This window comes from Salinicola sp. 4072 (assembly GCF_036663415.1).
In the GTDB taxonomy this organism is placed as follows: domain Bacteria; phylum Pseudomonadota; class Gammaproteobacteria; order Pseudomonadales; family Halomonadaceae; genus Salinicola; species Salinicola salarius_A.
This window is the reverse complement of record NZ_JAXOVV010000001.1, coordinates 180,220-205,123: the sequence shown is the minus strand read 5'-3', so window position 1 is coordinate 205,123 and position 24,904 is coordinate 180,220. Positions and strand designations below refer to the sequence as shown.

At 62.3% G+C, this 24,904-nt stretch carries 19 protein-coding genes; all 19 read left to right on the top strand.

Annotated elements, in window-relative coordinates:
- The first annotated feature begins 86 nt into the window (after nt 1–86).
- A complete protein-coding gene (locus tag R3F72_RS00875; protein WP_332778679.1) occupies nt 87–485 on the top strand; it encodes a nucleotidyltransferase substrate binding protein in 399 nt (132 codons plus the stop codon).
- Entirely contained in the window at nt 485–802 is a 318-nt protein-coding gene (locus R3F72_RS00870; RefSeq protein WP_332778678.1) for a nucleotidyltransferase family protein, read from the top strand. Before R3F72_RS00875 ends, R3F72_RS00870 begins: the two co-directional genes overlap by 1 nt.
- 110 nt (nt 803–912) lie before the next feature.
- Nucleotides 913–1,212 (top strand): nucleotidyltransferase domain-containing protein, encoded by a 300-nt coding sequence (locus R3F72_RS00865; protein ID WP_087717797.1) that lies wholly within the window; start codon nt 913–915, stop codon nt 1,210–1,212.
- A complete protein-coding gene (locus R3F72_RS00860; RefSeq protein WP_087717798.1) occupies nt 1,209–1,685 on the top strand; it encodes a hypothetical protein in 477 nt (158 codons plus the stop codon). Before R3F72_RS00865 ends, R3F72_RS00860 begins: the two co-directional genes overlap by 4 nt.
- Nucleotides 1,686–1,971: 286 nt before the next feature.
- Entirely contained in the window at nt 1,972–3,792 is a 1,821-nt protein-coding gene (locus R3F72_RS00855; RefSeq protein ID WP_332778677.1) for a type I secretion system permease/ATPase, read from the top strand.
- 1 nt (nt 3,793) lies between these two features.
- Entirely contained in the window at nt 3,794–5,161 is a 1,368-nt protein-coding gene (locus R3F72_RS00850; RefSeq protein WP_332778676.1) for an HlyD family type I secretion periplasmic adaptor subunit, read from the top strand.
- 2 nt (nt 5,162–5,163) lie between these two features.
- Entirely contained in the window at nt 5,164–6,684 is a 1,521-nt protein-coding gene (locus R3F72_RS00845) for a TolC family outer membrane protein (RefSeq protein WP_332778675.1), read from the top strand.
- Between the two features lie 30 nt (nt 6,685–6,714).
- Nucleotides 6,715–8,064: an undecaprenyl-phosphate glucose phosphotransferase gene (locus tag R3F72_RS00840; RefSeq protein ID WP_332778674.1), complete on the top strand. Its 1,350-nt coding sequence runs from the start codon at nt 6,715–6,717 to the stop codon at nt 8,062–8,064.
- Nucleotides 8,065–8,078: 14 nt separating this feature from the next.
- Complete coding sequence (locus R3F72_RS00835; protein ID WP_071231598.1) at nt 8,079–9,539, top strand: mannose-1-phosphate guanylyltransferase/mannose-6-phosphate isomerase; 1,461 nt, start codon at nt 8,079–8,081, stop codon at nt 9,537–9,539.
- A gap of 79 nt (nt 9,540–9,618) precedes the next feature.
- The gene (locus R3F72_RS00830) at nt 9,619–10,755 is read left to right on the top strand and encodes a glycosyltransferase (RefSeq protein ID WP_332778673.1); all 1,137 of its coding nucleotides are present in this window, start codon (nt 9,619–9,621) and stop codon (nt 10,753–10,755) included.
- A 7-nt stretch (nt 10,756–10,762) separates the two neighbouring features.
- The gene (locus R3F72_RS00825) at nt 10,763–12,016 is read left to right on the top strand and encodes a glycosyltransferase family 4 protein (RefSeq protein ID WP_332778672.1); all 1,254 of its coding nucleotides are present in this window, start codon (nt 10,763–10,765) and stop codon (nt 12,014–12,016) included.
- A gap of 31 nt (nt 12,017–12,047) precedes the next feature.
- Entirely contained in the window at nt 12,048–12,851 is an 804-nt protein-coding gene (locus R3F72_RS00820; protein WP_332778671.1) for an ABC transporter permease, read from the top strand.
- Nucleotides 12,852–13,003: 152 nt separating this feature from the next.
- On the top strand, nt 13,004–14,251 hold the full coding sequence (locus tag R3F72_RS00815) for an ABC transporter ATP-binding protein (RefSeq protein WP_332778670.1): 1,248 nt from the start codon (nt 13,004–13,006) through the stop codon (nt 14,249–14,251).
- The gene (locus R3F72_RS00810) at nt 14,248–15,786 is read left to right on the top strand and encodes a methyltransferase domain-containing protein (RefSeq protein ID WP_332778669.1); all 1,539 of its coding nucleotides are present in this window, start codon (nt 14,248–14,250) and stop codon (nt 15,784–15,786) included. Before R3F72_RS00815 ends, R3F72_RS00810 begins: the two co-directional genes overlap by 4 nt.
- Entirely contained in the window at nt 15,783–16,847 is a 1,065-nt protein-coding gene (locus R3F72_RS00805; protein WP_332778668.1) for a glycosyltransferase family 4 protein, read from the top strand. Before R3F72_RS00810 ends, R3F72_RS00805 begins: the two co-directional genes overlap by 4 nt.
- Nucleotides 16,844–19,309 (top strand): glycosyltransferase family 4 protein, encoded by a 2,466-nt coding sequence (locus R3F72_RS00800; protein ID WP_332778667.1) that lies wholly within the window; start codon nt 16,844–16,846, stop codon nt 19,307–19,309. Before R3F72_RS00805 ends, R3F72_RS00800 begins: the two co-directional genes overlap by 4 nt.
- A gap of 875 nt (nt 19,310–20,184) precedes the next feature.
- The gene (locus tag R3F72_RS00795) at nt 20,185–22,029 is read left to right on the top strand and encodes a DUF4214 domain-containing protein (protein ID WP_332778666.1); all 1,845 of its coding nucleotides are present in this window, start codon (nt 20,185–20,187) and stop codon (nt 22,027–22,029) included.
- A gap of 297 nt (nt 22,030–22,326) precedes the next feature.
- Entirely contained in the window at nt 22,327–23,628 is a 1,302-nt protein-coding gene (locus R3F72_RS00790; RefSeq protein ID WP_332778665.1) for a DUF4214 domain-containing protein, read from the top strand.
- Nucleotides 23,629–23,874: 246 nt separating this feature from the next.
- Complete coding sequence (locus R3F72_RS00785; protein ID WP_332778664.1) at nt 23,875–24,891, top strand: SapC family protein; 1,017 nt, start codon at nt 23,875–23,877, stop codon at nt 24,889–24,891.
- The last annotated feature ends 13 nt before the right edge of the window (nt 24,892–24,904 follow it).

The following is a 24,904-nucleotide window of genomic DNA, read 5'->3' as shown; positions in this document are numbered from 1 at the left end:
AACGGCGCGCTGCGGTAAATGATACGTGTTAGTAAACGACACGTGCAGTAAACGACACGTGCAGTAAACGATAGAAGGGGAAGGCGATGGAGATCCGTTGGCAGCAGCGATTTTCCAACTATGTCAATGCGCTTTCTCAGCTGGAACAAGCTGTTGAAGCTTACGGCGACACGACATTGGATATCATCAAGGAAGGCGTTATCCAGCGCTTCGAGTTCACTCACGAGCTGGCCTGGAAGGTCATGAAGGACTACCTGGAGCATGAAGGTATCCAGAACGTGACCGGATCACGCAGCGCGGCCCGTCATGCCTTCAATATCGGCCTGCTGGAAGACGGGCAGGTATGGATGGATATGATAGAAACCCGTAATCATACGGTGCATGCGTACCGCCACAGCATTCTGGAGACAGAGTTCAGGAACATCGTCGAGCGTTATTACCCGGCTCTGAAACAGTTTCGGGAGACAATGGGGCGGTATCGCTGATGTTTGGCTTACCAGAAAGTGCGATAGAGGCCATTCGTCGGGTCTTGGCTGAATGTCCCGGTATAGAAAAGGTCGTCATCTATGGATCGAGAGCCAAAGGCACGTTCCGCCCCGGCTCCGATATCGATCTGGCACTGTACGGCGATATCCCCGATGATGACTTGTCCGCGCTCATGAATCGCCTGGACGAGCTCAACACTCCCTACCTGTTCGATATCGTGCGCTATCGCGATATCGATAACGAAGCGCTACGCGACCATATAATACGGGTAGGGCAGAGGTTCGATGAGAGCCACTCGCCGCGTAGCCCTGGCTGAGCACTCCGCCTGCCTGACCGGCGATCTCTTCGAATATATGGCGTCAAATTGGCTATGAGCAACGTCGCAACTCGACCTGACAGAACGCCTTGCCGGGATGGATGAACACCATGCGCCTGACAGATACCCAACGACAGACCATCCAGAATATCGTCACTGACGAGCTTGGCCCTGGCGTCTCCGTAAAGCTATTCGGCTCACGGCTGGACGATGCCGCTCGTGGTGGCGACATCGACTTGTTCATCGAGCTCGACGAGCCAGTGAAGCATCCCGCACAGCTTGCTGCCCGGCTAAGCGTACGCATCACACGCGCCATGTACGGGCGCAAGGTAGACGTGCTTCTGAGTGCGCCGAACCTCAGCGAGCAGGCGATACACAGGCTGGCGCGAGAACAGGGAGTTTTTGTATGAACGACAATCTTTCGGAGCGGCTGCGCTTCCTGAAACGCGTGGTCGAGCGTGAGATTCACCATCTTCGCTACTCATCGGGTAGCGTATTCGTCTCGCCGTTTACCGAGAAGCGTGCCGCCATGCTGGGTGAAGACGAAGCATTGGCAGAAAAACTGGAAGCCTATACCAGCCGCTTTTGCCGGCTTCAGGATACGACCGGAGACAAGCTGCTTCCGCTCTGGCTACGTGCCTTGGGCGAAAGAACGGGCGCCGTGGCCGATAACCTGGACCGCGCCGAGAAACTTGGCGTACTCGATTCTGCCGACAAATGGCTCGAGATTCGTCAGACACGCAATCAAATGATCCATGAATATATCGAGTCTCCTCAGGTTCTGGCCGACGCGATCAATACGGCTCATGGCTATGAGGAAACGCTTGTGGCGTTTGCCCTCGCCATGCTCACTGATGCCGAGCAGAGGAACCTGCTGGAATAGGCCGTGAAAATCCGGGCCGTTCCTGAAGCGACCCACAACCCGCTCAAATCGCCGCCTGCGAACGGGTCAATCGGCCGATCGATCGAATAGCCGTATTCCGGACCAGCTAATCGAGGCGTCGCTTGCGACGCCTCGATCTATTCTATGACTTCTCATGATTCCCTCTTACGATGCCGCCCTCATGATGCGGATGAGAATCTGGTATCCTTTGCGCCCTGTCAGCATTGGCCTGGACGCCTACTGACCTTACATCCTCCGTTTTATCGTCCTTATAGCGAGCGATTGCATGGCCACCCAGAAAGAAGCCACCGATCTGCAACGCGCCCTCAAGGTGTGTCGCGGGTCATTCTTCTCGGTGGGGTTCTTCAGCATGTTCATCAATTTGTTGATGCTGGTTCCCCCCTTGTACATGTTGCAGGTTTACGACCGCGTAATCAGTTCCCGCAGTGAAGAAACCCTGTTCATGCTGACCCTGGTCGTGGTCTTCCTGTTCATGGTCATGGGTGGGCTGGAGCTGGTGCGCTCGCGGATTCTGATTCGCGTCGGCAACCGGCTGGACAAGATGGTCAACCAGCGGCTTTATAGCGCAATGTTCCGGCGCAGCGTGCTGACCCAGGGCAAGCAGACGGCCCAGCCGCTGAGCGATCTGACCAACCTGCGCCAGTTCCTCACCGGCAACGGCCTGTTTGCCTTCTTCGATGCGCCATGGGCGCCGATCTACCTGGCCGTGCTCTATCTCTTCCACCCGTGGCTGGGTGTTTTCGCCACCGTGGCAGGTCTCATTCTGCTGACGCTGGCGATCGCCAACGAGAAGGCCACCAAGTCGCTGCTGGCCGAAGCCAACAGCGACCACATCAAGGCCCAGGATCTCGCCAACTCCAACCTGCGCAACTCCGAAGTGCTGCACGCCATGGGTATGCTGCCTGGCATCATGGGGCGTTGGGCCGGCAAGCATCATGAATTCCTCTCCAAGCAGTCGCAGGCCAGCGACCGTGCCGGGGCGTTGACCAACGCGTCCAAGGTGCTGCGCATGCTGTTCCAGTCGCTGATTCTCGGTCTCGGTGCGCTGCTGGTACTCGAAGGCGAAATGACGCCGGGCATGATGATCGCCGGCTCCATCCTGATGGGCCGGGCACTGGCGCCGATCGACCAGATGATCGGCAGCTGGAAGGGCTTCGTCAGCTCGCGCAGCGCCTATCATCGCCTCAACGAACTGCTCGAGCAGATCCCCGAAGAGCAGCGTCGCATGTCGTTGCCCGCCCCGCGTGGCGATATCGCCATCGAGACCGTCGCCGCAGCGCCGCCGGGCGTACGCATGGCGACGATTCGCGGCATCAACTTCAACGTCGACAAGGGCGAGCACATCGGCATCATCGGCCCCAGCGCCGCCGGCAAGTCCACCCTGGCGCGGGTGCTGCTGGGTATCTGGCCGTCGCAGGTCGGCACGGTGCGCCTCGACGGTGCCGAGATCGCCCAGTGGAACCGTGACGAACTCGGCCCCTATATCGGCTACCTGCCGCAGGATATCGAGCTTTTCGACGGCACCATCAGCGAGAACGTCGCCCGCTTCGGCGAAGTCGATCCCGAGAAGGTCGTCAGAGCGGCCAAGAAGGCTGGCGTCCACGAGATGATCCTGCAGCTGCCCAACGGCTACGACACCTATATCAGTGCCTCCAGCGGCGCCTTGTCCGGCGGCCAGCGCCAGCGCGTCGGGCTGGCGCGTGCGCTCTATGGCGATCCAGTGCTGGTGGTGCTAGACGAGCCCAACTCGAACCTCGACGACAGCGGCGAGCGGGCGCTGGGCGAATCGATCAAACAGCTCAAGGCCGAAGGCGTCACGCTGTTCGTGATCAGCCATCGCAATAGCGTACTCAAGCATGTCGACAAGCTGCTGGTACTCAAGGACGGGCAGGTCAGCATGTTTGGCCCGCGCGATCAGGTGCTGGCCCAGTTCGCCAAGACCCCGGCGCAGAAAGGCCGCAGCGCTCTGGGGCGGTCGAATGCCGGCCGGCTGACCGCCGTTTCGGGCGCGAACCATTCTGGCAACGCCGACAATTCCGGTAATTCTGGCAATTCCGACAAGCCGCAATCTCGGGGGCATGAGTAGCATGGCAGGCGATAATTCCCGCAGTATCGATATCACCCCGCCCAAGCAATCGACGCCCGACGAATCGGCACCGGCCAGCCCCTTGCCCACCAGCGGCAAGGGCTATCTTCGCCTCGGGCTGGTGATCCTGCTGATCGCCTTCGGCGGCTTCGGTGGCTGGGCGGCCAGTGCCGATCTGGCGGTGTCGGTGGTGGCCCCCGGTGCGGTCTCGGTCGAATCGTTCAAGAAGACCATTCAGCATCTCGAGGGCGGCATCGTCGACGAGATCAACGTCGACGATGGCGACCACGTCGAGGCCGGCGACACCCTGCTGGTGATCGACAACACCCAGGCACGCTCGCAGCTCGCGATTTCGCGCTCCCAGTACCTGATCAACCGTGCTGCCGAAATTCGCCTGCTCGCCGAGCAGAAGGACGCCGACACGCTGACCTTTCCCGATGAACTGCTCGAGAGCGACGCCCAGCGGGTCAAGGAAGTGCTGGCCGTCCAGCGGGCGCTGTTCCAGGCACGTCGCGGGGCGCTCGAAGGCGCCCTCAGCGCGCTCGACGAACAGATGGCCCAGATGCGCGAGCAGATCGATGGCCTGCAGGACGTGATCAACGTCAATCAGGAGCGCATGAACTCGTTGCAGCAAGAAGCCCAGGACTATCGCTCCCTGTTCAAGGAAGGTCTGGGCGACAACCAGCGCCTGCGCGAGCTGGAGCGTCAGGCTCTGCAGTTCAAGGGCGATATCGCCCAGAGCCGATCCAGGATCGCCGAACTCAAGTCCCAGATCAGCGAGAACAAGGTTCAGAAGCAGGTCAAGATCCAGGAATTCCAGAAAGAAGTCGGCGAGCAGCTGCGCGAGGCCCAGGGCAATATCGCCGATGCCGAGGAACGCATCACCGCACTCAGCGACCAGGTCAAGCGAACCACCGTGACCGCGCCGGTATCCGGCACCGTCGTCGGGCTGAAAGTGCATACCGTCGGCGCCGTCATCAAGCCGGGCGAGCCGATCATGGAGATCGTGCCCTCCGGTGATGACTTCATCGTCGAAGCGCGCGTTCCCGACCGCGACATCGACAACATCTACCCCGGCCAGTACGCCGAAATCCGGTTCAGCGCGTTCAACCAGCGACTGTCCAACGTCATCGACGGTGAAGTGACCAACGTCAGCGCCGACTCGTTCGAGGACGAAGCCACCGGCGCCAAGTACTACAAGGCGCGGGTCAAGGTGACCGAAGACGGCAAGCGCGAGATGACCGAGAACATGCAACTGCTCGCCGGCATGCCCGCCGAGGTGATGATTCGGACCGGCGAACGCACTTTCGCCAGCTACATGACCAAGCCCATCACCGACATGCTGGCACGCGCCATGCGGGAGGAGTGAGCATGGGTCAGGACCGTAAGCTATGGACGACGCTGCCTGGCCTGTTGTTGCCTGGTCTAGCACTGCCTGGTCTAGCGCTGGCAGCGCAGCTGTTCTCGCCGCTGGCCGCTGCCCAGACCTCGATGATGGACGAAGTCGACGCCAGCCTGCCGGCGCTGAACGGCCAGACGGTCGCGAGCAACGAAGCTGCGCCCGTGGTCGACGAGGACGCCGCTCTGCCGTCGCTGCCGCGGTTGTTCGCCCTGGCATTGCAGAACGACGCCGATCTCACCAGCCAGCGCTTCGAGGCCGAAGCCGCTGCACAGGACGTGCCCATGGCGCAGGCCGCGCTCAAGCCGCAGATTCAGGCCTCCGCCGGCTACGTTTATCAGGAGTCGGACAACTACTACACCGACAACCCGTCCTATAACCCCGACAACGAGCTTGGCGGCAACGACGACTACGAAGCGCGCTATCAGGGCACGACCCGCGATCAGACATGGCAGGTACAGCTGTCGCAGTCGCTGTTCAGCCTCGAACGCTGGCGCAAGGTCGGCAAGGCCGAAGCGCAGAGCGATGCCGCCGAGTTGAAAGTGGCTGTTGGCGAGCGCGATCTGGCGCTACAGGTTGCCGAGGCGTATCTCGATGCCTTTCTCGCCTCGCGCAAGCTCGGCCTGCTCGACTCCAAGCAGGAGTCGCTGAATCTACAGGTCAAACAGGCCAGCCGCGCCTACGACCTGGGCGTCGGCAACCGTATCGACCTGCTCGAGGCGCAATCGCGGCTCGACCAGGCGGTCGCCGACACCGTGAGCGCCCAGAACGAACTCGACAACGCCTTGAGCCTGCTGGAACGCCTGACCGGCGAGCTGCCCCGGTTCAGCGGGGCCACGCTCGGCGACCTCGGCGAACTGACGCTGCCGGGTGACTGGGATGACGCCGATCCCTGGCTCGAGCGCACCATCAACAACGTCGAAGTCGCCCTGGGCAAGCAGCAGATGAAGGTCGCCGACGCGGAAACCGACGTGCGGCGCGCCGGGCACTATCCCGAGCTCGATCTCACCGTGGGCTACTCGGACCGCGACTCCAACGACCCCTTCCGTGAAAGCAAGGACGCCTCCGCCAACCTGCGCCTGAGCGTGCCCCTCTACGAAGGTGGCTATACCAGTGCCAGCGTCAGGCAGGGCGAACTGAGCCAGCAGGCCGCCAAGGCGAGTTACACCAACGCGCTCAACCTGGCACGCCAGGAGGTTCGCCAGCGTTTGCGTGGCCTGCGCGGTGACGAACGCCAGATCGAAGCGCTCAAGCGCTCCATCGAATCCAGCAACCTGTTCCTGCAGGCGGCCGAGAAGGGCGAACAGCTCGGGCTGCGCGACCTGGTCGACGTGCTCGATGCGCGCGCCGATCTGTATGACCTGCGTATCCAGTTCGTCGAAGTGGTCCGCCAGTACCTGCTCGACCGGCTCAACCTGCAGGCAGCCGTCGGCGATCTGGGCACCCAGGATCTGGTCGATACCATGGCGTTGCTATCGCGCGTCACCGGTTGAACCGGCATGGCGTCGCGAACGAGCAATGAAATGTTGCGTCTGGTCATGCGCGGCTTCGATGCCGCGCTGGCCATGCTCGTTGGTGCCTTGTACTTGTGGTGCCTGCCCGAACTCGACTCCATACAGGGTATCGAATATCCGCTGCTGATCGTGACCGGCGCCTTGCTCTTGCCGACAGTCGGCGAAATGCTCGGCCTTTATCAAGCGTGGCGCGGGCGGAGCATATTCAGCATGTTCGGCACCTTTCTGGTCAGCTGGGCAATGACGGGGCTGCTGATCAGCGCCTTCCTGGTCGTCACGCAAAGCGGTGGTGTCTATTCGCGGCTCTGGATGGGGCTATCCTGCCTGAGCGTGCTGGTGATCGGGCTGCTGGCCCGTGGGCTGCTGTACGTCTATCTGCGTCGGATACGGGCCGACGGGCGTAACCTCAAATCGGTGCTTTTTATCGGTCGGCCCGAGAATGCGGCCTACGTGCATCGACGGCTCGCGGCAATGCCCTATGCAGGCTATCGCATCGACCGGATGATCGTGCACGAGGATGAAGCCCAGGTTCTCGAGCAGGTTCTTAGGCTGGTGGAGGATTCCGTGTTCAGCCGTTCCTTCGACGAAATATGGCTGAGCTATCCCCTGAATCACGGCAACACCGTCAAGGCTCTGGCCGATCAGCTCATTGCCGTGCCTGTCAGCGTGCGCTACTTCCCCGATCTTTCGGACGTGCGGCTTCTCAACCACCGCATGACGCAGGTCGCCGACATGTTCTCGATCGACCTGAACTACAGCCCGCTGCACGGACCGGCGCGAATCGTCAAGGCGATGGAAGACCGGCTGCTGGGCACGCTATTATTCGTTCTTTTTCTACCGGCCATGCTACTGATAGCCATCATCGTATGGGCGGTAATGGGACGTCCGGTACTGTTCAAACAGCACCGCCACGGACTGGATGGCAAACGCTTCAGAATTTACAAGTTCCGCACCATGCACAAGCATGAGCCGGGCATCAGTAACCGCCAGGTCCGGCATCAGGACGGCCGTGTTACCCGGTTTGGCCATTGGCTGAGACGAACCAGTCTTGACGAGCTTCCGCAGTTCTATAACGTATTGCAGGGGCGCATGTCACTGGTCGGACCCAGACCACACGCAATGGACCATAATGCCTTGTACAAGGATATGATCGGTGCTTACATGCAGCGTCATCGTGTCCGGCCGGGGATGACCGGCTGGGCGCAAGTTCATGGCCTGCGTGGTATCACCGAAGATGTCAGCGACATGGAAAAACGTATCGACTACGACCTGTATTACATCAACAACTGGTCGTTGGGATTCGATCTCAAGATACTGTTACTGACAGTTACGCGGGGATTTGTCAACGACAAACCCTAAATCCAGGAGTTTTCATGATCATACCCGTCATTTTGTCCGGCGGCTCCGGCTCGCGTTTGTGGCCGGTCTCTCGCGAGCACTATCCCAAGCAGTTTCTCAAACTGAACTCCGATACCCACAGCCTGCTGCAGGAAACCGTATTGCGCCTACAGGGCCTTGCGGATTGTCGGGAACCATTGATCGTCTGCAACGAGCAGCATCGCTTTCTCGTCGCCGAGCAACTCAACAGCCTTGGGGTTCAGCCAGCGCATATCCTGCTCGAAAAGGAAGGCCGCAATACGGCGCCGGCACTGGCCCTGGCGGCTCTGGCGGCACTCGAGCTGGAAGATGACCCCCAACTGCTGGTCTTGCCGGCCGACCATGTCATCGAACAGACGGAAGCCTTTCTTGCCGCCATATCCAATGGCGTTTCCATGGTCGAAAGCGGCAACCTGGTGACCTTCGGTATCCAGCCGGCGAATGCCAATACCGGTTATGGCTATATCCGCAAGGGTGAGCAGCAGGGCGCCGGCTTTACTGTCTCCGCGTTCGTCGAGAAGCCGGATGCGGAGCGTGCCCAGCAATACCTGGATAGCGGCGACTACCTATGGAACAGCGGTATTTTCCTGTTCCGGGCGCGGCAATACCTGGCCGAACTCGCCGAGCACGCGGCAGACATCCTGCAGTCCTGTGAAACTGCCTATCATAACCGCCGCGAGGATCTCGACTTCCTGCGTGTCGATAACGACGCCTTTGGCAAATGCCGCAGCGACTCCATCGACTACGCGGTCATGGAGCATACCCAGCACGCGGCCGTCATCCCCATGGATCCGGGCTGGAACGATATCGGCGCCTGGGATGCCCTCTACGACCTCAAGGCGCGACATGCCGGAGCCGAAGGTAACGCGATCCAGGGAGACGTGCTGCTGCATGACTCGCACGACAACTTCGTGCGCAGCGAATCGCGACTGGTCGCCGCTGTCGGCGTAAGCAACCTGATCATCGTCGAGACGGATGACGCCGTCCTGGTCGCCGATCGCGACCACGCCCAGGACACCAAGCAGATCGTCAACGTGCTCAAGGCCCGCAAGCGTAGCGAATGCCAGAGCCACAAGCGCGTCTATCGGCCCTGGGGGCACTATCGCACCATGGTGATCAGCGAAGGTTTCCAGGTGAAGGAGATCGTCGTCAACCCGGGCCAGACGCTATCGCTGCAGATGCACCACCACCGTGCCGAACACTGGATCGTCGTCCAGGGCACCGCCCGTGTTACCCAGGGCGAAGACGGCAGCGACACGCTGAAGGACTTTCTGCTCTCCGAAGATGAGTCGACCTATATCTCGCTGGGCACCGTGCATCGGCTGGAAAACCCCGGCAAGATCCCGCTGCGGCTGATAGAGGTTCAAACGGGCAGCTACCTGGGAGAAGACGACATCGTCCGTTTCGACGACGTGTACGGCCGCGTAGAGACTCAAGCTGCCGATGCGAATGCATGACGTGGCGATAGATCCCCAAGAGGCTCACGAAACGACGGTAGTGAATTCGCTCGAATCCTTGCGCCAATCGACAGCGTCGATGCGCGTGGCAATCGTTCACGACTGGCTGGTCGCGCGCGGCGGGGCCGAAAAGGTGCTCGACGCGCTGCTCGATGCCTTTCCCCAGGCCGAGATATTCACTGTCGTCGACTTCATGCCTGAATCGATACGCGAACGGATTGGACGTCACCGCGTCCATTCCAGTCTGATTCAGCGCCTGCCGTTTGCGCGGCGTCATTACCGGCGCTATCTGCCGCTGATGCCCTACGCCATCGAACAGCTGGACCTGCGTGACTTCGATCTGGTCATCTCGTCCAGTCATGCCGTGGCCAAGGGTGTCATGACGCATTCCGGCCAGGTGCATGTCTGTTACTGCCATACGCCGATGCGCTACGTATGGGAGATGAAAGAGGCCTACCTGGCCGATGCGGGAATCAAGTTCGCCCCGCTGGAATGGTGCATGCGCTACACGTTGCATCGCCTGCGCCAGTGGGACTACGTGACCGCCGGCCAGGTCGACCTGTTCATCGCCAATTCGCACAACGTCGCGCGCCGCATTGCCAAGTACTACCGGCGTTCGGCAGCCGTCGTACCCCCGCCGGTCGACCTGGATGCCTTCCAGTTCAACCCCGGCCCGCGGGAAGACTATTACCTGACCGCATCGCGAATGGTCCCCTACAAGCGTATCGACCTGATCATTGAAGCCTTCCGCGAAACACCGCAGAGGCGGCTGGTCGTGATCGGCGACGGCCCCGAGCGAAAGCGGCTGGAGCAGTTGGCGCAAGGGGCCGGGAATATCGAGATTCTGGGTTACGTCCCCATCGCCGATCTGCAACATCGGCTTTCGCACGCGCGAGCGTTCGTCTTTGCCGCCGACGAGGATTTCGGTATCGCACCGCTGGAAGCGCAGGCGTGCGGCACGCCGGTCGTCGCCTACGGCAATGGCGGGGCACGGGAAACGGTGCGGGGGGAAGAGGGCGACATCCATGCCACGGGATGTTTCTTCCAGGAGCAGAGCATACCCAGCCTGTTGGCGGCGCTCGAGCGTTTCGAAGCGCGCACGTTCGACCCCATGGATTGCCTGACTCAAGCTCGGCAATTCCGGCACGATGCTTTCTTCGAACATCTCCATCAGCAGTTGGCTGGCTGCATGCCGGCGCTTGTACCCAATGACTGAGTAGCCCATGCAAGTCATCGTCAATCTGCAGCCCTTGCTGAGCCCGTTGACGGGTATCGGCCATTACACGCGGGAGCTCACCCGCGAACTGGTGGACCGGCAGCACTCGCCAGACGGTGTTTCCTCCGTGCTCGGCCTGGCCGGGCTGCGTCTGAACACCGTCACGGCCGATCACCCGTTGCTGGTGGGTGCCGGTGCCTCGCAGGGCGCCGATAAAGCGGCCGCTGTCCATGCCACCCACACTGCCCGCACCACGTACGCTGCCACGACCCATGGCGCCCGCGCCCGTGCCTGGCGCTTCGCCAGGCGGTATCTGCGCAATCCGGCTACCCGGTTCGTCTATCGCCAGGCCTTCGCGCAGCGACTGCGTCTGCATGCTGCGCTCAGTCGCGACATGCAAGACACGCTCTACTGGGAGCCGAATTTCATTCGGCTGCCCTGGCCAGGGCGTAGCGTCGTCACGCTTCACGATCTGTCGCACTGTCGATTCCCCGAGTACCATCCCAGGGAGCGAGTTGCCTTTTTCAATCGCTATCTGGCGCAGAGCATCGCCCAGGCAACGCGGATCAACGTGGTCTCGCAGTTCACCGCCAACGAAGTGACCGAGCTGTTCGATGTCGCACCCGAGCGGATCGATCTCGTACCGCCCGGCGTGGCCGCGCGGTTTTTCGAGGTCGATCCGGCCCAGCGGGAGCGCGTTCGCGAGCTTCATGCGCTGCCGGCCCGCTATTGCCTGAGCGTCGGCACGCTCGAACCGCGCAAGAACCTGGCGACATTGCTGCGTGCCTTTTTAAGCCTGCCCCTCGAGCGGCAGCGCGACTGCCCGTTGCTGGTCGTCGGCATCGCCGGCTGGGGTGATGAATCGTTACCCGAGGGCGCCACGCGAGCGCTGGAGGAAGGGCGGGTTCGTCGGCTCGGTTATGTCAGCGACCGGGACCTGCCGGCGCTCTATGCCAACGCCACGCTCTTCGCCTATGTCTCGCGCTACGAAGGCTTCGGCATGCCGGTGATCGAAGCCATGGCCGCCGGCGTGCCGGTCATCACGGCGGATCAGACAGCCACGCGCGAAGTGGCCGGCGATGCCGCGCTCAAGGTGGGCGCAGACGATGCCGAAGCGATCCGCGACGCCCTGATCCGGTTGCAGGACGACACCGCTCTGGCCCAGCAACTACGGGAAGCAGGGCGACGACGCGCCCGATCCTATACCTGGCAGAAATCCGTCGGTGCCCTGGAAGCTTCGTTCCTGGCAGCCATGCGTTAACTAGCCACCCTTTAATTAGCGATACGTTTCCATGCGACAACACCTTCGCGCCATCCGCGCCAGCCTGCCGGTCATTCTGCATTTGACCCGGCAAGACCTCATCGAGCGCCACTCCGGCTCACTGCTCGGGGCCACATGGACCTTCATCGCGCCGCTGGTCAATATCCTGGTCTTCGTGCTCGTCTTCTCGCGGATCATGGGCGCCAAGCTGGAAGGCTTCGGCGCCGAAATCGACCAATACTCCTACAGCATCTACCTGATCTGCGGTGTGCTCGCCTGGACAGCTTTCGCCAACAGCCTTGGCCGCATCACCAACCTCTACAAGGACCAGAGCCATCTGGTCACCAAGGTCAACGTATCGCTGCTGGCGTTGCCGCTGTCGGTACTGCTCGCCGAAACCATCGTCTACCTCATCAGCATGGGGTTCTTCATCGGCTTTTTGCTGTTGATCGACTTCCCACTATCCGCCTACTGGATCGGGGTGCCGATCGTCTATGGCCTGCAGTGCCTGAGCGTCTATGCCGTCGGCCTGAGCCTGGCGATCATGGCCGTCTACCTCAAGGACATCAAAGAGGTCGTCGCCGTGGTGCTTCAGGTCTGGTTCTGGGTCACCCCGATCGTCTACGTCACCCAGATCCTGCCCCCCTGGGTGCTGGGCTGGATGCAGCTCAATCCGTTCTTCACGCTGGTCAACGCCTACCGCGACCTGATCATGTACCAGCGCTTGCCCGAGCTGTTGCCACTCGGCATCTTTACCGCTGTCACCGTGCTGATACTGTGCCTGTCTTTATGGTTGCTGGGTCGGACCGAACGCGACCTTCGCGACTGCCTCTAGCTTCGTCCGAAAATTAGGCGAGCGATGCTCAGACAAGGCAAAAATCAGCGAGAAAGAGGAGTTTACATGGGGTAAATGAGCATTTTGAGCTGATTTTTAACGCCGTATGAGTGAGCGCAGACATTTTTCAGGCTAAGCGTAGGGAGAGAGCCATGATCGAAATCCAGGGACTCAGCAAGACCTTCAAGCTCTTTCACCGCCCGCTCGACCGCCTTTTCGAAGCGGTGACCGGCAAGTGCCGGCATACCAGCTATCCTGCCCTGCAGGACATCAGCTTCCAGGTCGCGCCCGGCGAAGTGCTCGGCGTGCTGGGGCGTAACGGTGCCGGCAAATCGACCCTGCTCAAGCTGCTCACCGGCGTGTTGCTGCCGGACAGCGGCACGATCCATATCGACGGCCGAGTCACCGGCCTGCTCGAGCTCGGCACCGGCTTCAACCCGGAGCTTACCGGCCTGCAGAACATCACCGCCAACGGCCTGATGCTGGGCATGAGTCATGAAGAGATCGACGCCAAGCGCGACACCATCGTCGAATTCTCCGAGCTCGGCGGCTACATCGACGAACCGCTGCGAACCTACTCGTCCGGCATGTCGATGCGTCTGGCTTTCTCCATCGCCATTCATGCCGACCCGCGCTGCTTTCTGGTCGACGAGGCGCTCTCCGTGGGCGATGGCTACTTTCAGCAGAAATGCATGAAGCGCATCCGTGAATTCAAGGAAAGCGGCGGCTCGATCCTGTTCGTCTCGCACGACCTCAACGCCGTCAAGATGCTCTGCGACCGCGCCCTGGTCATCGAAGGCGGGCAACTGGCCTACAACGGCAACGCCGACGATGCCGTCAATCTCTACAACCGCATCATGGCGCGCCAGGCCGAAGAGGAAGAAGGGCGCCACCAGCAGCGAAACGACCGTTCCTACGGCAGCGGCGAGATCAGCGTGATCGACGGCTCGCTGTGGGGCGAAAACAGCCTCAGCACGACGCTGGCCAGTGGCGAGCGGCTCGAACTGGACCTCACGCTGGAAGCCCGCGAGGCGGTCGAAGACGTCACTCTCGGCGTATTGATCCGCGATCGATTCGGGCAGGACATCTTCGGCGTCAACACCTTCCAGCTCGGCCAGACGGTCAGCCTCCAGGCGGGCGAGCGCCAGCAGGCCCGGCTGAAACTCGACGCCAACATCGCCCCCGGCAAGTACACGGTGACCGTGGCGCTGCACAGTCGCGAACATCACCTCGATGACTGCTACTGGTGGTGCGATAGTTACCTGCAATTCGAAGTGGCCGGTTTCAAGCAGCATCTCTTTTCCGGTATCTGCCGCCTCCCCACTGATATCCAGATGACCCCGGTCGCCGCCGCACCGCAGGCAGGCCAGCCGACCGAACGCCAGGAAAGCCAGTCATGACCCAGACTTTCGATTCCATCGACAGCCTGATCGGCCGTCTCAAAGCCGTGGCCCGCCAGATCGAGGCCGACGAAACCACCACCGAGCCGCCGCCGTTCGCCTATCGCGAGCGTTTTGCCGAACTGCTCGACGACTCCGTCGACCCGTTGCGCGTCAGCGACCCGTGCCGGCCGCGCCTCGAAGAGCTCGTTGCCGCCCGCTACGGCGATGAAGTCTTCCTGCAGCGCGTCTATCGCACCCTGATGGGCCGCGACGCCGACCAGGACGGGCTCAGCCATTATCTCGGCGTGCTGCCCCGTGCCGGGCGCTTGTACGTGCTTGCCGAACTGCTGTGTGCCGACGAGGCGCGTGATTATCTGGCTCGCCACGGCGTGACCATACCGCGGCGTGGCCTGCTCACGCTGCCATTGCGGCTGGCCGGACGCCTGGGGCCGCTGGGCCGCGTGCTGCGTCCGCCGATGCGCTTCGCCTACCGGCTGGCCTCGATCGCCCTGCGCCCGCGCATGCAACTGCTGGAGCGCATCGCCTCGCTGGAGGATCGCGCCGAGCGTCGCGACACCCTGGTGCGCGATGTGCTGATCGAGCTCGACGGCGAGCTGCAGCGCCAGCAGCACGCCGGCAGCGCGCTCGACGAACGCAGCGCCCGGCACGACCGACAGATCGACGAGATCGAACGCCACCAGCCGGCGCTATGGAGCGCCTTGCAGCAGCATCGGCGCGCCGTGGAGCGGCTTGTCGAGCCCCCCGCGCCAGCGCCCACGGCGCAAGCGGGCAAACTGCTCGACCAGGACCTGATGGACGCCTACTACCTCGCCTTCGAAGATGCCTGTCGCGGTAGCGAAGCGGCGATCTACACCCACCTGCGCCAGTACCAGCCGCAATGGGAACAGGCGCTGGAAGCCGGCAACCGCGCGCTGGATCTGGGTTGCGGGCGCGGCGAATGGCTCCAGTTGCTCGCCGAGCAGGGTTTCAGCTCCCACGGCGTCGATCTCAACATCGCCATGATCGACCACTGCCGCGACGCCGGTTTCGAGGTCGAGCACGGCGACGTCATCCAGGCGTTGCAGAAGCAGGGCGAAGACACCCACGCGCTGATCAGCGCCTTCCATCTTGCCGAACACCTGCCGTTCGACGTGCTCTACACCATGGTCGACGAAGCGCATCGCGTGCTCGCCCCCGGTGGCGTGCTGATCCTCGAGACGCCCAACCCCGAAAACGTGCTGGTGGGCAGCCACACCTTCTATCACGACCCCACGCACCGCAACCCGCTGACCCCCACGGCAATGACGTTCCTGCTGCGCTACCTGGGCTTTGCCGATGTCGAGGTGCGCCGCTTCAACCCCTACCCGGAAGAAGCCAAGGTGCCGGGCGACGACCCGCTCACCGAGCGCGTCAACGGCCACCTGTGCGGGCCTCAGGACTTCGCCGTCGTGGGCCGCAAGGCCGCACCGGCCGATACCCGAGCGCTTCGGGCCGCAAGCCGCGCCGACGACACCCCGACCGACGACACGTCAAGCGGGGGGACGCAACCGTGAAAGTGCTGGTAACCGCCAATCTCGTTCCGTTCATGCGCGGGGGCGCCGACTACCACATCGAAGGCGTGACCCGCGCACTGCGCCAGCACGGCCACGAGGTCGAGCTGCTCAGGCTGCCGTTCCGCTTCCAGCCCGAATCCGATATCCGCAACGCCATGGATTACGCCGAGACGCTGGATTTCACCGCCCCCAACGGCGTCGCCATCGACAAGGTGATCAGCCTGCAGTTTCCCGGCTACGGCGTGCAGCACCCGGATCATGTCGTGTGGGTGATGCACCAGCACCGCGCCGTCTATGAGCTCTGGGAAGACGAGCAGGGGAAAGACGAGCAGGGGAAAGACGAGCAGGCCACCGCCGCCCAGCGCGAGCTGCGCGACGCCATTCACGCCTACGACAACCGTCATCTGGCCCGCGCCAGCCGGCTGTTCGCCAACTCGCGGCGGGTCGCCGAGCGTCTGGCGCACTACAACGACCTTGCCGCCACGCCGCTGTATCACCCGCCGTTCGACGCCGAGCGCTTCTACTGCGACGAAGACTGGGGCTACGTGTTCTGCCCCAGCCGGCTCGAAAGCCTCAAGCGCCAGGACCTGCTGATCGAAGCCGCACGCCATCTCAAGACCCCGGCGCGCATTCTCATCGCCGGGGACGGCGGCCAGCGCGGACGCTACCAGCAGCTGATCGATCGTTATCGCCTGCAGGACCGCGTGCGCCTCACCGGGCGCTTCAGCGAAGCCGAAAAGCGCGCCTGGTACGCCCACGCGCTGGCGGTCTTCTTCGGCCCGCGAGACGAGGATTACGGCTACATCACCCTCGAAGCGATGCTCTCCGGCAAGCCGGTGATCACCTGCGAGGATAGCGGCGGCCCGCGTGAATTCGTCGAGCACGACGAAACCGGCTGGGTCTTGCCGGCCGAACCCGAGGCGATCGCCGCCGCCATCGACGAAGCCTGGGCCAACCGCGCCCGCAGCGCCGAAATGGGCCGCGCCGGCCAGGCCGCCTATTACCGCGCCGGCATCGGCTGGCCGCAGGTCGTTGCCACGCTGCTCGGGGAGGGCACATGAAGATCGCCCTCGTCGCGCCCAGTGGCGTGCCGTTTACCGTCGGCGGGGCCGAAAAGCTCTGGTGGGGCCTGCAGCATCACGCCAACCAGCTCAGCGACCACCAGCTCGAACTGATCAAGCTGCCCAGCGCCGAGCGCAACTTTCCCGAACTGATCGCCAGCTACCAGCGCTTCGCCGAGCTGGATCTGAGCCATTTCGACCGGGTGATCTCCACCAAGTACCCGGCCTGGATGGTCGAGCACCCCGATCATCACCTGTACCTGCAACACACCCTGCGCGGGCTCTACGATACCTACCCCTGGCCGCAGCGGGCCGAACACGCGCCGTTCGAGCCCGAAGCCTGGCCGGGCGAGAAGGGCCGCCAGGCCATTCGCCTGCTGCGCCACCACCCGCGGCTCAAGCGCCTGAAACGACTGCTCGAGGCCACGCCGGAGCGTGCCCAACTGCCTGAGCTGTTCGGCCTCGTCCACGCGCTGCTGCACGGCAGCGGCCTGCCGGAAGCCGCCCGCGACGGGTTGTTCGCCTTTCCCGGCCCGCTGACCCGCTCGATCGTTCACCATCTCGACGCCATTGCCCTGGCGCCGAGCGCGATCCGCCGTTACGCCGCCATCTCGCGCAACGTCACCCGCCGTGCCGACTACTTCCCGCGTGGCGTGCCGGTGCAGGTGATCCATCACCCCTCGGATCTGCCGGTGTTCGAAGGCCGCAACCACGATTACCTGTTCACCGTCAGCCGGCTCGACGGCCCCAAGCGGATCGATCTGCTGCTGCGCGCCTTCCTGCGCAGCGACGCCGATATCGAACTGCGCATCGCCGGCACCGGCCCGCAGGAGGCCGAACTCAAGGCGCTCGCCGGCGATGACCCGCGGGTACGCTTTCTCGGCTTCGTCCGCGACAGCGAGATCGTCGCCCAGTACCGTGATGCGCTCGCCGTACCGTTTTTGCCGTTTGATGAGGACTACGGGCTGATCACCGTCGAAGCGATGGGCGCCGGCAAGGCCGTGATCACCTGCATCGACGCCGGCGGGGTCAACGAATTCGTCGAACACGGTGTGACCGGCTGGAGCGTCGCCCCCACCGAGCAGGCGCTGGCCAACGCGCTCAGCGAAGCGGCCGCCGACCGTGACCGCACCCGCCAAATGGGCGAGCAGGCGCGAACGCGCGTTGCCCACGTCAACTGGCGCCAGACCGTCGATCACCTGCTGGCGGACACCCCGGCCCAGGGCGACCCGCAATTTCCCATCGTCACCGGCATCGGCGGCGGGGCGCACTGGCTGGTGCTCAACACCTTCCCGGTCTACCCGCCGATGGGCGGCGGCCAGAACCGCATGTTCCATCTCTACCGCCATGTCGCCAGCGAACTCGGCGTGCGCGTCACGCTGCTTTCGCTGACCGGCCCCGACGACCCGGAGCGCGAACAGACCATCGCCCCCGGCGTCTGCGAGCATCGCGTGCCGCTCAGCCGCGCCCAGGCCCGCCGCCTGCAGGACATGACCCAGGCGCTCGACGCCCCGGTCGACGATATCGCCGCCATTCAGGGCTGGCGCGACAACCCCGCGTTCATCAGTGCGCTCCAGCGCCACGCCGCCAACGCCACGCTGGGCGTCTGCGCCCACCCGTATCTCGTTCACGCCTTGAGCGAGCATTTCGACGGCCCCTGGCTGTACGAATCCCACAACGTCGAAACCGATCTCAAGCGGGCCATTCTCGAAGACGCCCTGAACCATGGCGTGGCCGAAGCCGAAGCCGCGCTGGCCGAGGTCGAAGAGGCCGAGCGCCTCGCCTGCCGGCAGAGCCGCGACGTGCTGGCCTGCGCCGAGGGCGACCTGCGGGTCTTCCGCGAGCGCTACGACCTGCCCGCCGACAAGGGCCGGGTCGTGCCCAACTGCGCCGACCTGACGGCGCTGCCGATGATCGATATGCCAACGCGGCGGCGCTGGCAGACGCGGCTCGACCAGCACCAGCCGGTGGCGCTGTTTCTGGGTAGCTGGCACGGCCCCAATCTGCAGGCGGCGGAGTTCATCTGCCGGCGGCTGGCGCCGGCCCACCCCGGGGCGGTCTTCTATCTCGCCGGCAGCCTCTGCGAACACCCCGGCTTTCGCCATCTGCCGCCCAACGTGCGTGCGCTGGGCCGGGTCAGCGATGCCGAACTGCGCGTGCTGCTGGCCAGTGTCGATGTCGCGCTGAACCCCATGACCAGCGGTTCCGGCAGCAATCTCAAGATGCTCGACTACACCGCCAGCGGCGTGCCGGTGCTCACCACGCCGTTCGGCAACCGCGGGCTGGAATTCCCCGCCGATGCCGTCTGGCTGGCCGAACTCGACGCCTTCCCCCGCACCTTCGAAGCGCTGCTCGCCAGCGACGACGACACCCGCCAGGCGTGGGTCGCCCGCGCCCGCGAGCGCACCGAACGCCACTTCGCCTGGGGCTCGGCGGTTCGCCCGCTCGCGGGCCTCGCCTGAGCGACAGACCACCCGGCCACCCCATATCGGCATATCGGCTTTTCGAGGCGCCTTCCCCGGCGCCTTTTTTATCTCGGCTCGGAGCGCCTGGCTGCGGCATTTTCCTACACCGCTCGCCCGCTGGCGCCACGCGTTTATAAAGCGTTTATTGGCCTGTAAACAACGCGTTATCACCGTTTACATGATGCGGAAAAACCGCGAATTCCTTGGTGCTTTTGGGGGCGGCAAAGGCTCGTGTAGGATATTTCCTACAACTAAAGTAGCCATCGTAGTACGACGCTTTCAGCGAACCCCCTGCGATCCTTAGGGAGGTAAGTGAGCGCTTCCTTTGCGGCCCACGGGAATTCAGGGGTGAGGGAAACAAAAATTAATACGGGAAGGGAATTTCTCATCCCGGCGCTGAAATAAAAGCACACATGCACTATGCTATAGATCGATAGAGCGAAGGCTTTCTCAACGAGATCAGACGCTTACGCCAGTCAGTCGAAAGTTTCAGAAAAGTAAGCGCTCACTCTCGCCATGAGCCGTGATATCAGCTAGTCTCAGGGTAAGTGGCAAGCCAATGGTGCGGCGGGGTGGCCCCAATGGCATCGCAAGGTCGGCCATTGGCATGCCATGAAAAGAAAGGGAATCTGTCGATTGTTCGTCGGGATCATTCGTTGACTTGATGCCAGTCGGATCATTACATTAGCCGGTATCCGCATCCGTAACGGTGGTTAATGTGGTGACCGATCCCGAGGAACATGGTTGGCACGATATAAAAGCGATCACTGATATGGGTGTGGCTCACTGAGCAGAGCTCGAGCGCTCAAGCAGTGTGAACGGTTGGCGTTACTAGGCCGCCAACTTTGCAAACGTTAGGAGACTATAGTCCCATGGCAACACAAGCTTCTTTGGATCGCGTACAAGAACTCTACGTCGCTTACTACGGCCGTCCGGCCGACCAGGAAGGCCAGGAGTACTGGGCTGACCGTCTCGACGACGAAGGCGAAGGCGCGATCATCAACGCGTTCGGCAACTCCGCCGAGTACGACGAACTGTCCGAAGGTCAGGGCAACGCCACGCTGGTGGATAACCTTTACCAGCAGATGTTCGGCCGTCATGCCGATCCGGAAGGTCTGACCTACTACACCGGCGTTCTGGAATCCGGCGACAAGACACTGGCCGAGATCGCCACGACTATCCTCAACGCTGCCAGCGGCGTTGACATGAACGAGTTCAACGCCAAGGTCGAAGCGGCTGCCGACTACACCGAGACTTACGGCTCTGCCGACGACTACGACGTCGTTGCCGGCAAGGACGTCGTCGACAGCGCCGAAGGCGGCCTGTACACCCCCGAGCTGACGCCGGCTATCGAAGACTATCAGGACGCACAGGAAGCGCTTTCCGACTACCTGCAGGACACCGTTGCCGCCAACGAGACAGTTGCAGACGAGCTGACTGTCGATGTTGAAGATGCGACCGACGGCGATATCAGCGGTGCGCTGACAAGTGCCATTTCAACAGCTGCAGGCAAAGTCGAAAGCAACGGCTCTTACTTTGATGACAGCGATGCCGAAGTAGCGCTGACCCTGAACTCCAACGCTTCTGTTGCTCAGGCGCAGATTGCTGCTGTTAAAGAAGAGCAGGCAGCAGACTTGGCGGATGCTCAGGAAGCCATCTCCGAAACCAACGGTCTGCAAGCTGCCATCAGCTCCATGCTGGCTGCCGGTACTCGCTACGAGACTGCTCTGAATGCACAGGCTGAAACATCCGAAGAGCTGGGTGGTGAATTCGCGAAGTTTGGAGCGCTTAACAGCGACGACACGTTCGCAGAAGACACCAATGCCGATGACAACGTTCTGTTTACTATTGAGCAGGACGATGGAGGCACGCCTACACCTGTAAGCTTCCTGGAAGTTAATGCTTCTGGCGAAGTGGTTTTGGCTGAAGACTTTCAGGCTTCCGACTATGAAGGTCTCGATGCGCTGATCTCTGACGCCCAGGCGCAGTACGATGCTGAGCAGGCAACGGACAAGAGCCTGACCGCACTCAATGGTGCAATCGATCGAGTCGAGACTCTTGACGACAGCACTGATGAGAACGGCATTACTATTACCGGTGATGGTGATAATGACGCAGATGAGAACGGTGAATTCGAAGTTGGCTTCACCTTCAATAACGGTTCCGATGCGGGCGCATTTGTAAATGCCCAAACTGCAGTCGACAACTTCGACGAAGCCGTTGCCGACTATCAGGAGCTGACCGGTCTGCAGGATCAGGTCGACGATCTGAACGATGCAGTTGATGATGCAAAAGACGCCATCGAAGAGCAGGATGTCAAGCTTGCCGAGTTTTCTGTTGATACAGATGCAGATACAGCCACGGCTGACGCTACTGATGGCAACGACCTGTTCATCTTCGATGCCGACGCAGCTGACACGCAGACCATTGGTGTCACTACCGATTTCGGTGGCGAAGACCAGATCTACGTTGGCAACAGCTTCACGGCCGTCAATCTGGATCTGGATTCTGGCGACACGCTGAACTCCACTGACCAGGGCGACGTCAACACGCTGGAAGTCTTCTTCCAGCAAGGCGATGACGGTGCTGTTCTTTCCTTCGAGAACAAGGCCTTCGCCGGTAGCGCCGAGAACGGTTTCGACGGTACTACCGTCACTCTGACCGGCGTCAATGCAGAAGATCTGCAGCTGGAAAACGGCTACATCTCCATCGCCTAACGGCACCGCGATTTAACGGCAACGTTAATCGTGACCAAACCCCCGGCCTCGGCCGGGGGTTTTTTGTTGCCTGCTCATTTCCCCGCTCGAATCCGTGCCATCCAGCCCTCTCTGGGGCAAACGGTCATGATTGGGCTCGTCACTGCACCCCATTGGCCTGATCGCCAATCGAGGCAAATCGGGCACCCACCCGTCTACGGTCATCGCCGTCATCCTCCTCGATACCGCCACTGTAAAGTTCTGCCCGCGCGGCGCCGATGTAATGATTCTATCCATGACTGAAAAAAGGGAACCGCGATGCCGACCTCCACTTCGCTCGAGCAGGTTCAGGCGCTTTATGTGGCCTATTATGGCCGGCCCGCCGAACCCGGCGGCCGGGACTATTGGGCCACGCGGCTGGACGCCAACGGCGGCGATCTGAATGCCATGATCAACGCGTTCGGGCAGTCTCAGGAGTATCTGAACCGCTTCGGTGACATGGACGATGCACAACGCATCGAGACTCTCTATGAGCAGCTGTTCGGCCGAGCGGCGGATGAAGAAGGCCGTGACTACTACGTCGGTGTATTGGCTCGCGGTGAGAAAAGCCTGGCGGAAATCGCGCTGACCGTCGCCAACGCCGCGCAGGGCGAGGACCGCGATGTGCTCGATGCGCGTGTCGAGGCGGCCGATGCGTTCACCGCCACGCTATCCACCCCGGAGGCGGTCGAGGCATATTCCACGGCGCCTGGGCTGGCCGCGGCCCAGGCGACTCTCGCCCGGATCACCGCCGAATCGCTGACGCCGTCGCAAGGTGGTGATTCAGGCCCGGCCGATGGCAATGGCGAACTCCCGGCTTTCCCGGAGACCTCGGGGCAGGATGTGACATTCGACGCGGGCGGCTGGTTGCGACTGGGCAACGGGGCGGATATCAGCGAGATGCCGCTGACGGGCGCAAGGCATCTGGATATCGCGGATGCCGCCAGCGTCGCCATGACGCCGAGCCAGTTGGCGCTTTTCGATTCCCTCAACGCCGGCCGGGCGGGAACGCCGGGGCACGAGACGATATTCTTCACCGCAGGCGGCACGATCGATCTGACGGATGCCGATGTCAGCTACGACTACGTGGAGGAGTATCGTCTCAGCGATGCGGGCAATACCGTCCTTACCGGGGCCGATGGCTATTACTGGATCGTGGGCGGCGCGGGAGAAGACAGCGTGACGGCGGGGGCGGGGAACGACATCTTCACCTATGCGGTCGGCTCGGGCGGGGCGGATACGCTGGTCGGCTTCGAACTCTCCCATGGTGGGGCCGATGAGCTGAACTTCATCAACGTGGCGGATATCGACGCACTGGCGGCATCGATCGACTCGCTACGCTTCATCGATAACGGCAGCCTGGCTGCCGGCGAGCCCGGCCTCGACCTAGAAATCGCTTTCGCCACGGGCGGCTCGTTGACCCTGACGGATCAGTACGCCGCCGGACTCGACGTCACGGAGCTGGGCCTCTCCGCCAACGAGGCAAGCGTGGTCCCGGCGGGTGGCAGTGTCGCAGTGACCGGCGTTACCGGCAGCGAACTGTCCGCGCTGTTCGGAGACTCGCTGTCCATCGGGTATTGAGCCAAGGCAAGCGCAAAGCCCGTTGTAACGGCCTTTGCGCTGTAGCCGGGCGGGGCGGTGGCAATCTGGGCGTTGGAAGCAACTGGTAGCGACGAGCCCGGACATGTTCGACCGAGACGGATACCCGCCCGGCATTCGATGTATCGTTTCGTGGCAGGCTTCGGTTTCGCCAGCAAAACCCTCGACCAAGGTCGAGGGTTTTTGTTTGCATCTTGCTGAACGTCGCTAGGTGATATCGCTTTACCCATGCCTGCTCTGCTGGCCGGCGGGCCGACTGATGTCGTTACCGGTTGGCGCTGGCATCTCGAGGAGAGTCTGGCGGCGCCCGAAGTGGGGGCGCTCGGTCGCATGGTAGACTGTTCCGCCGAGTCGCCGGTCGGCGTATCGCCAGGCGCCGATCGGGCGGCACTGGCTGGCATCGATCGCTTCGAGCCAGGCCGAAAGCAGGCGACCGAGTGTTTTTTCGATTACGGAGTATCCATGAGCGACTATGTAGCCGTCTCCCGCAAGCACCACGCCGATAACGGCTGGCTGCCGAGAGAGCGCTATTCCTTCACGGCCGGGCAGCCGGTCGCGTCGATCCTGATTGCGGAGATCAGCCGGCTGTTGCCGTATTACCTGCTGGGATTCATCGAACAGGGCGACGGTTTCGAAGCCGTGGCGTTGTTGGGCTTGAGCAACGAGCAGAATCTCTACCTGCATCCCGATGGGCGCTGGCTGGCGGATTACGTGCCGGCCTCGTTGCGGGGTTATCCCTTCGACCTGAAGATGGCGGGTGGCGATAAGCAGGTGTTGTGTCTCGAACGGGGCAGCATGACCGACGGCGGCCAGGGCGAACCGTTATTCGACGAAGGCGGTGAGCTGGCAGGCCGGGTACGGCAGACGATGAACTTCCTGCAGCAGCGCGAGCGGCAGCACCAGACCACCCGGCAGGCCACGCGCCTGCTGCAGGAGGCTGGACTGATCAAACCCTGGGCCTTGCAGATCGAGCGGGGAGAAGGCCATGCGCCCTACAAGGTGGAGGGGCTGCATTATATCGATGAAAAAGCCTTGAATGCCTTGCCGCCCGACGCGTTTGCCGCGCTACGCAAGCAGGGCGCGCTGGCCCTGGCCTTCGGCCAGCTTTTCTCCACGACCCAGGTCGACAAGCTGGCGGAACGTGCCGAATTCCAGGCCCGCTTTCAGCCGGCACCGGTCGATGACAGTTACGATAGGCTGTTCGATGGCGACGACGATGAACTGACCTTCGATTTCGGGGATTGAACGGGTAGTTTGG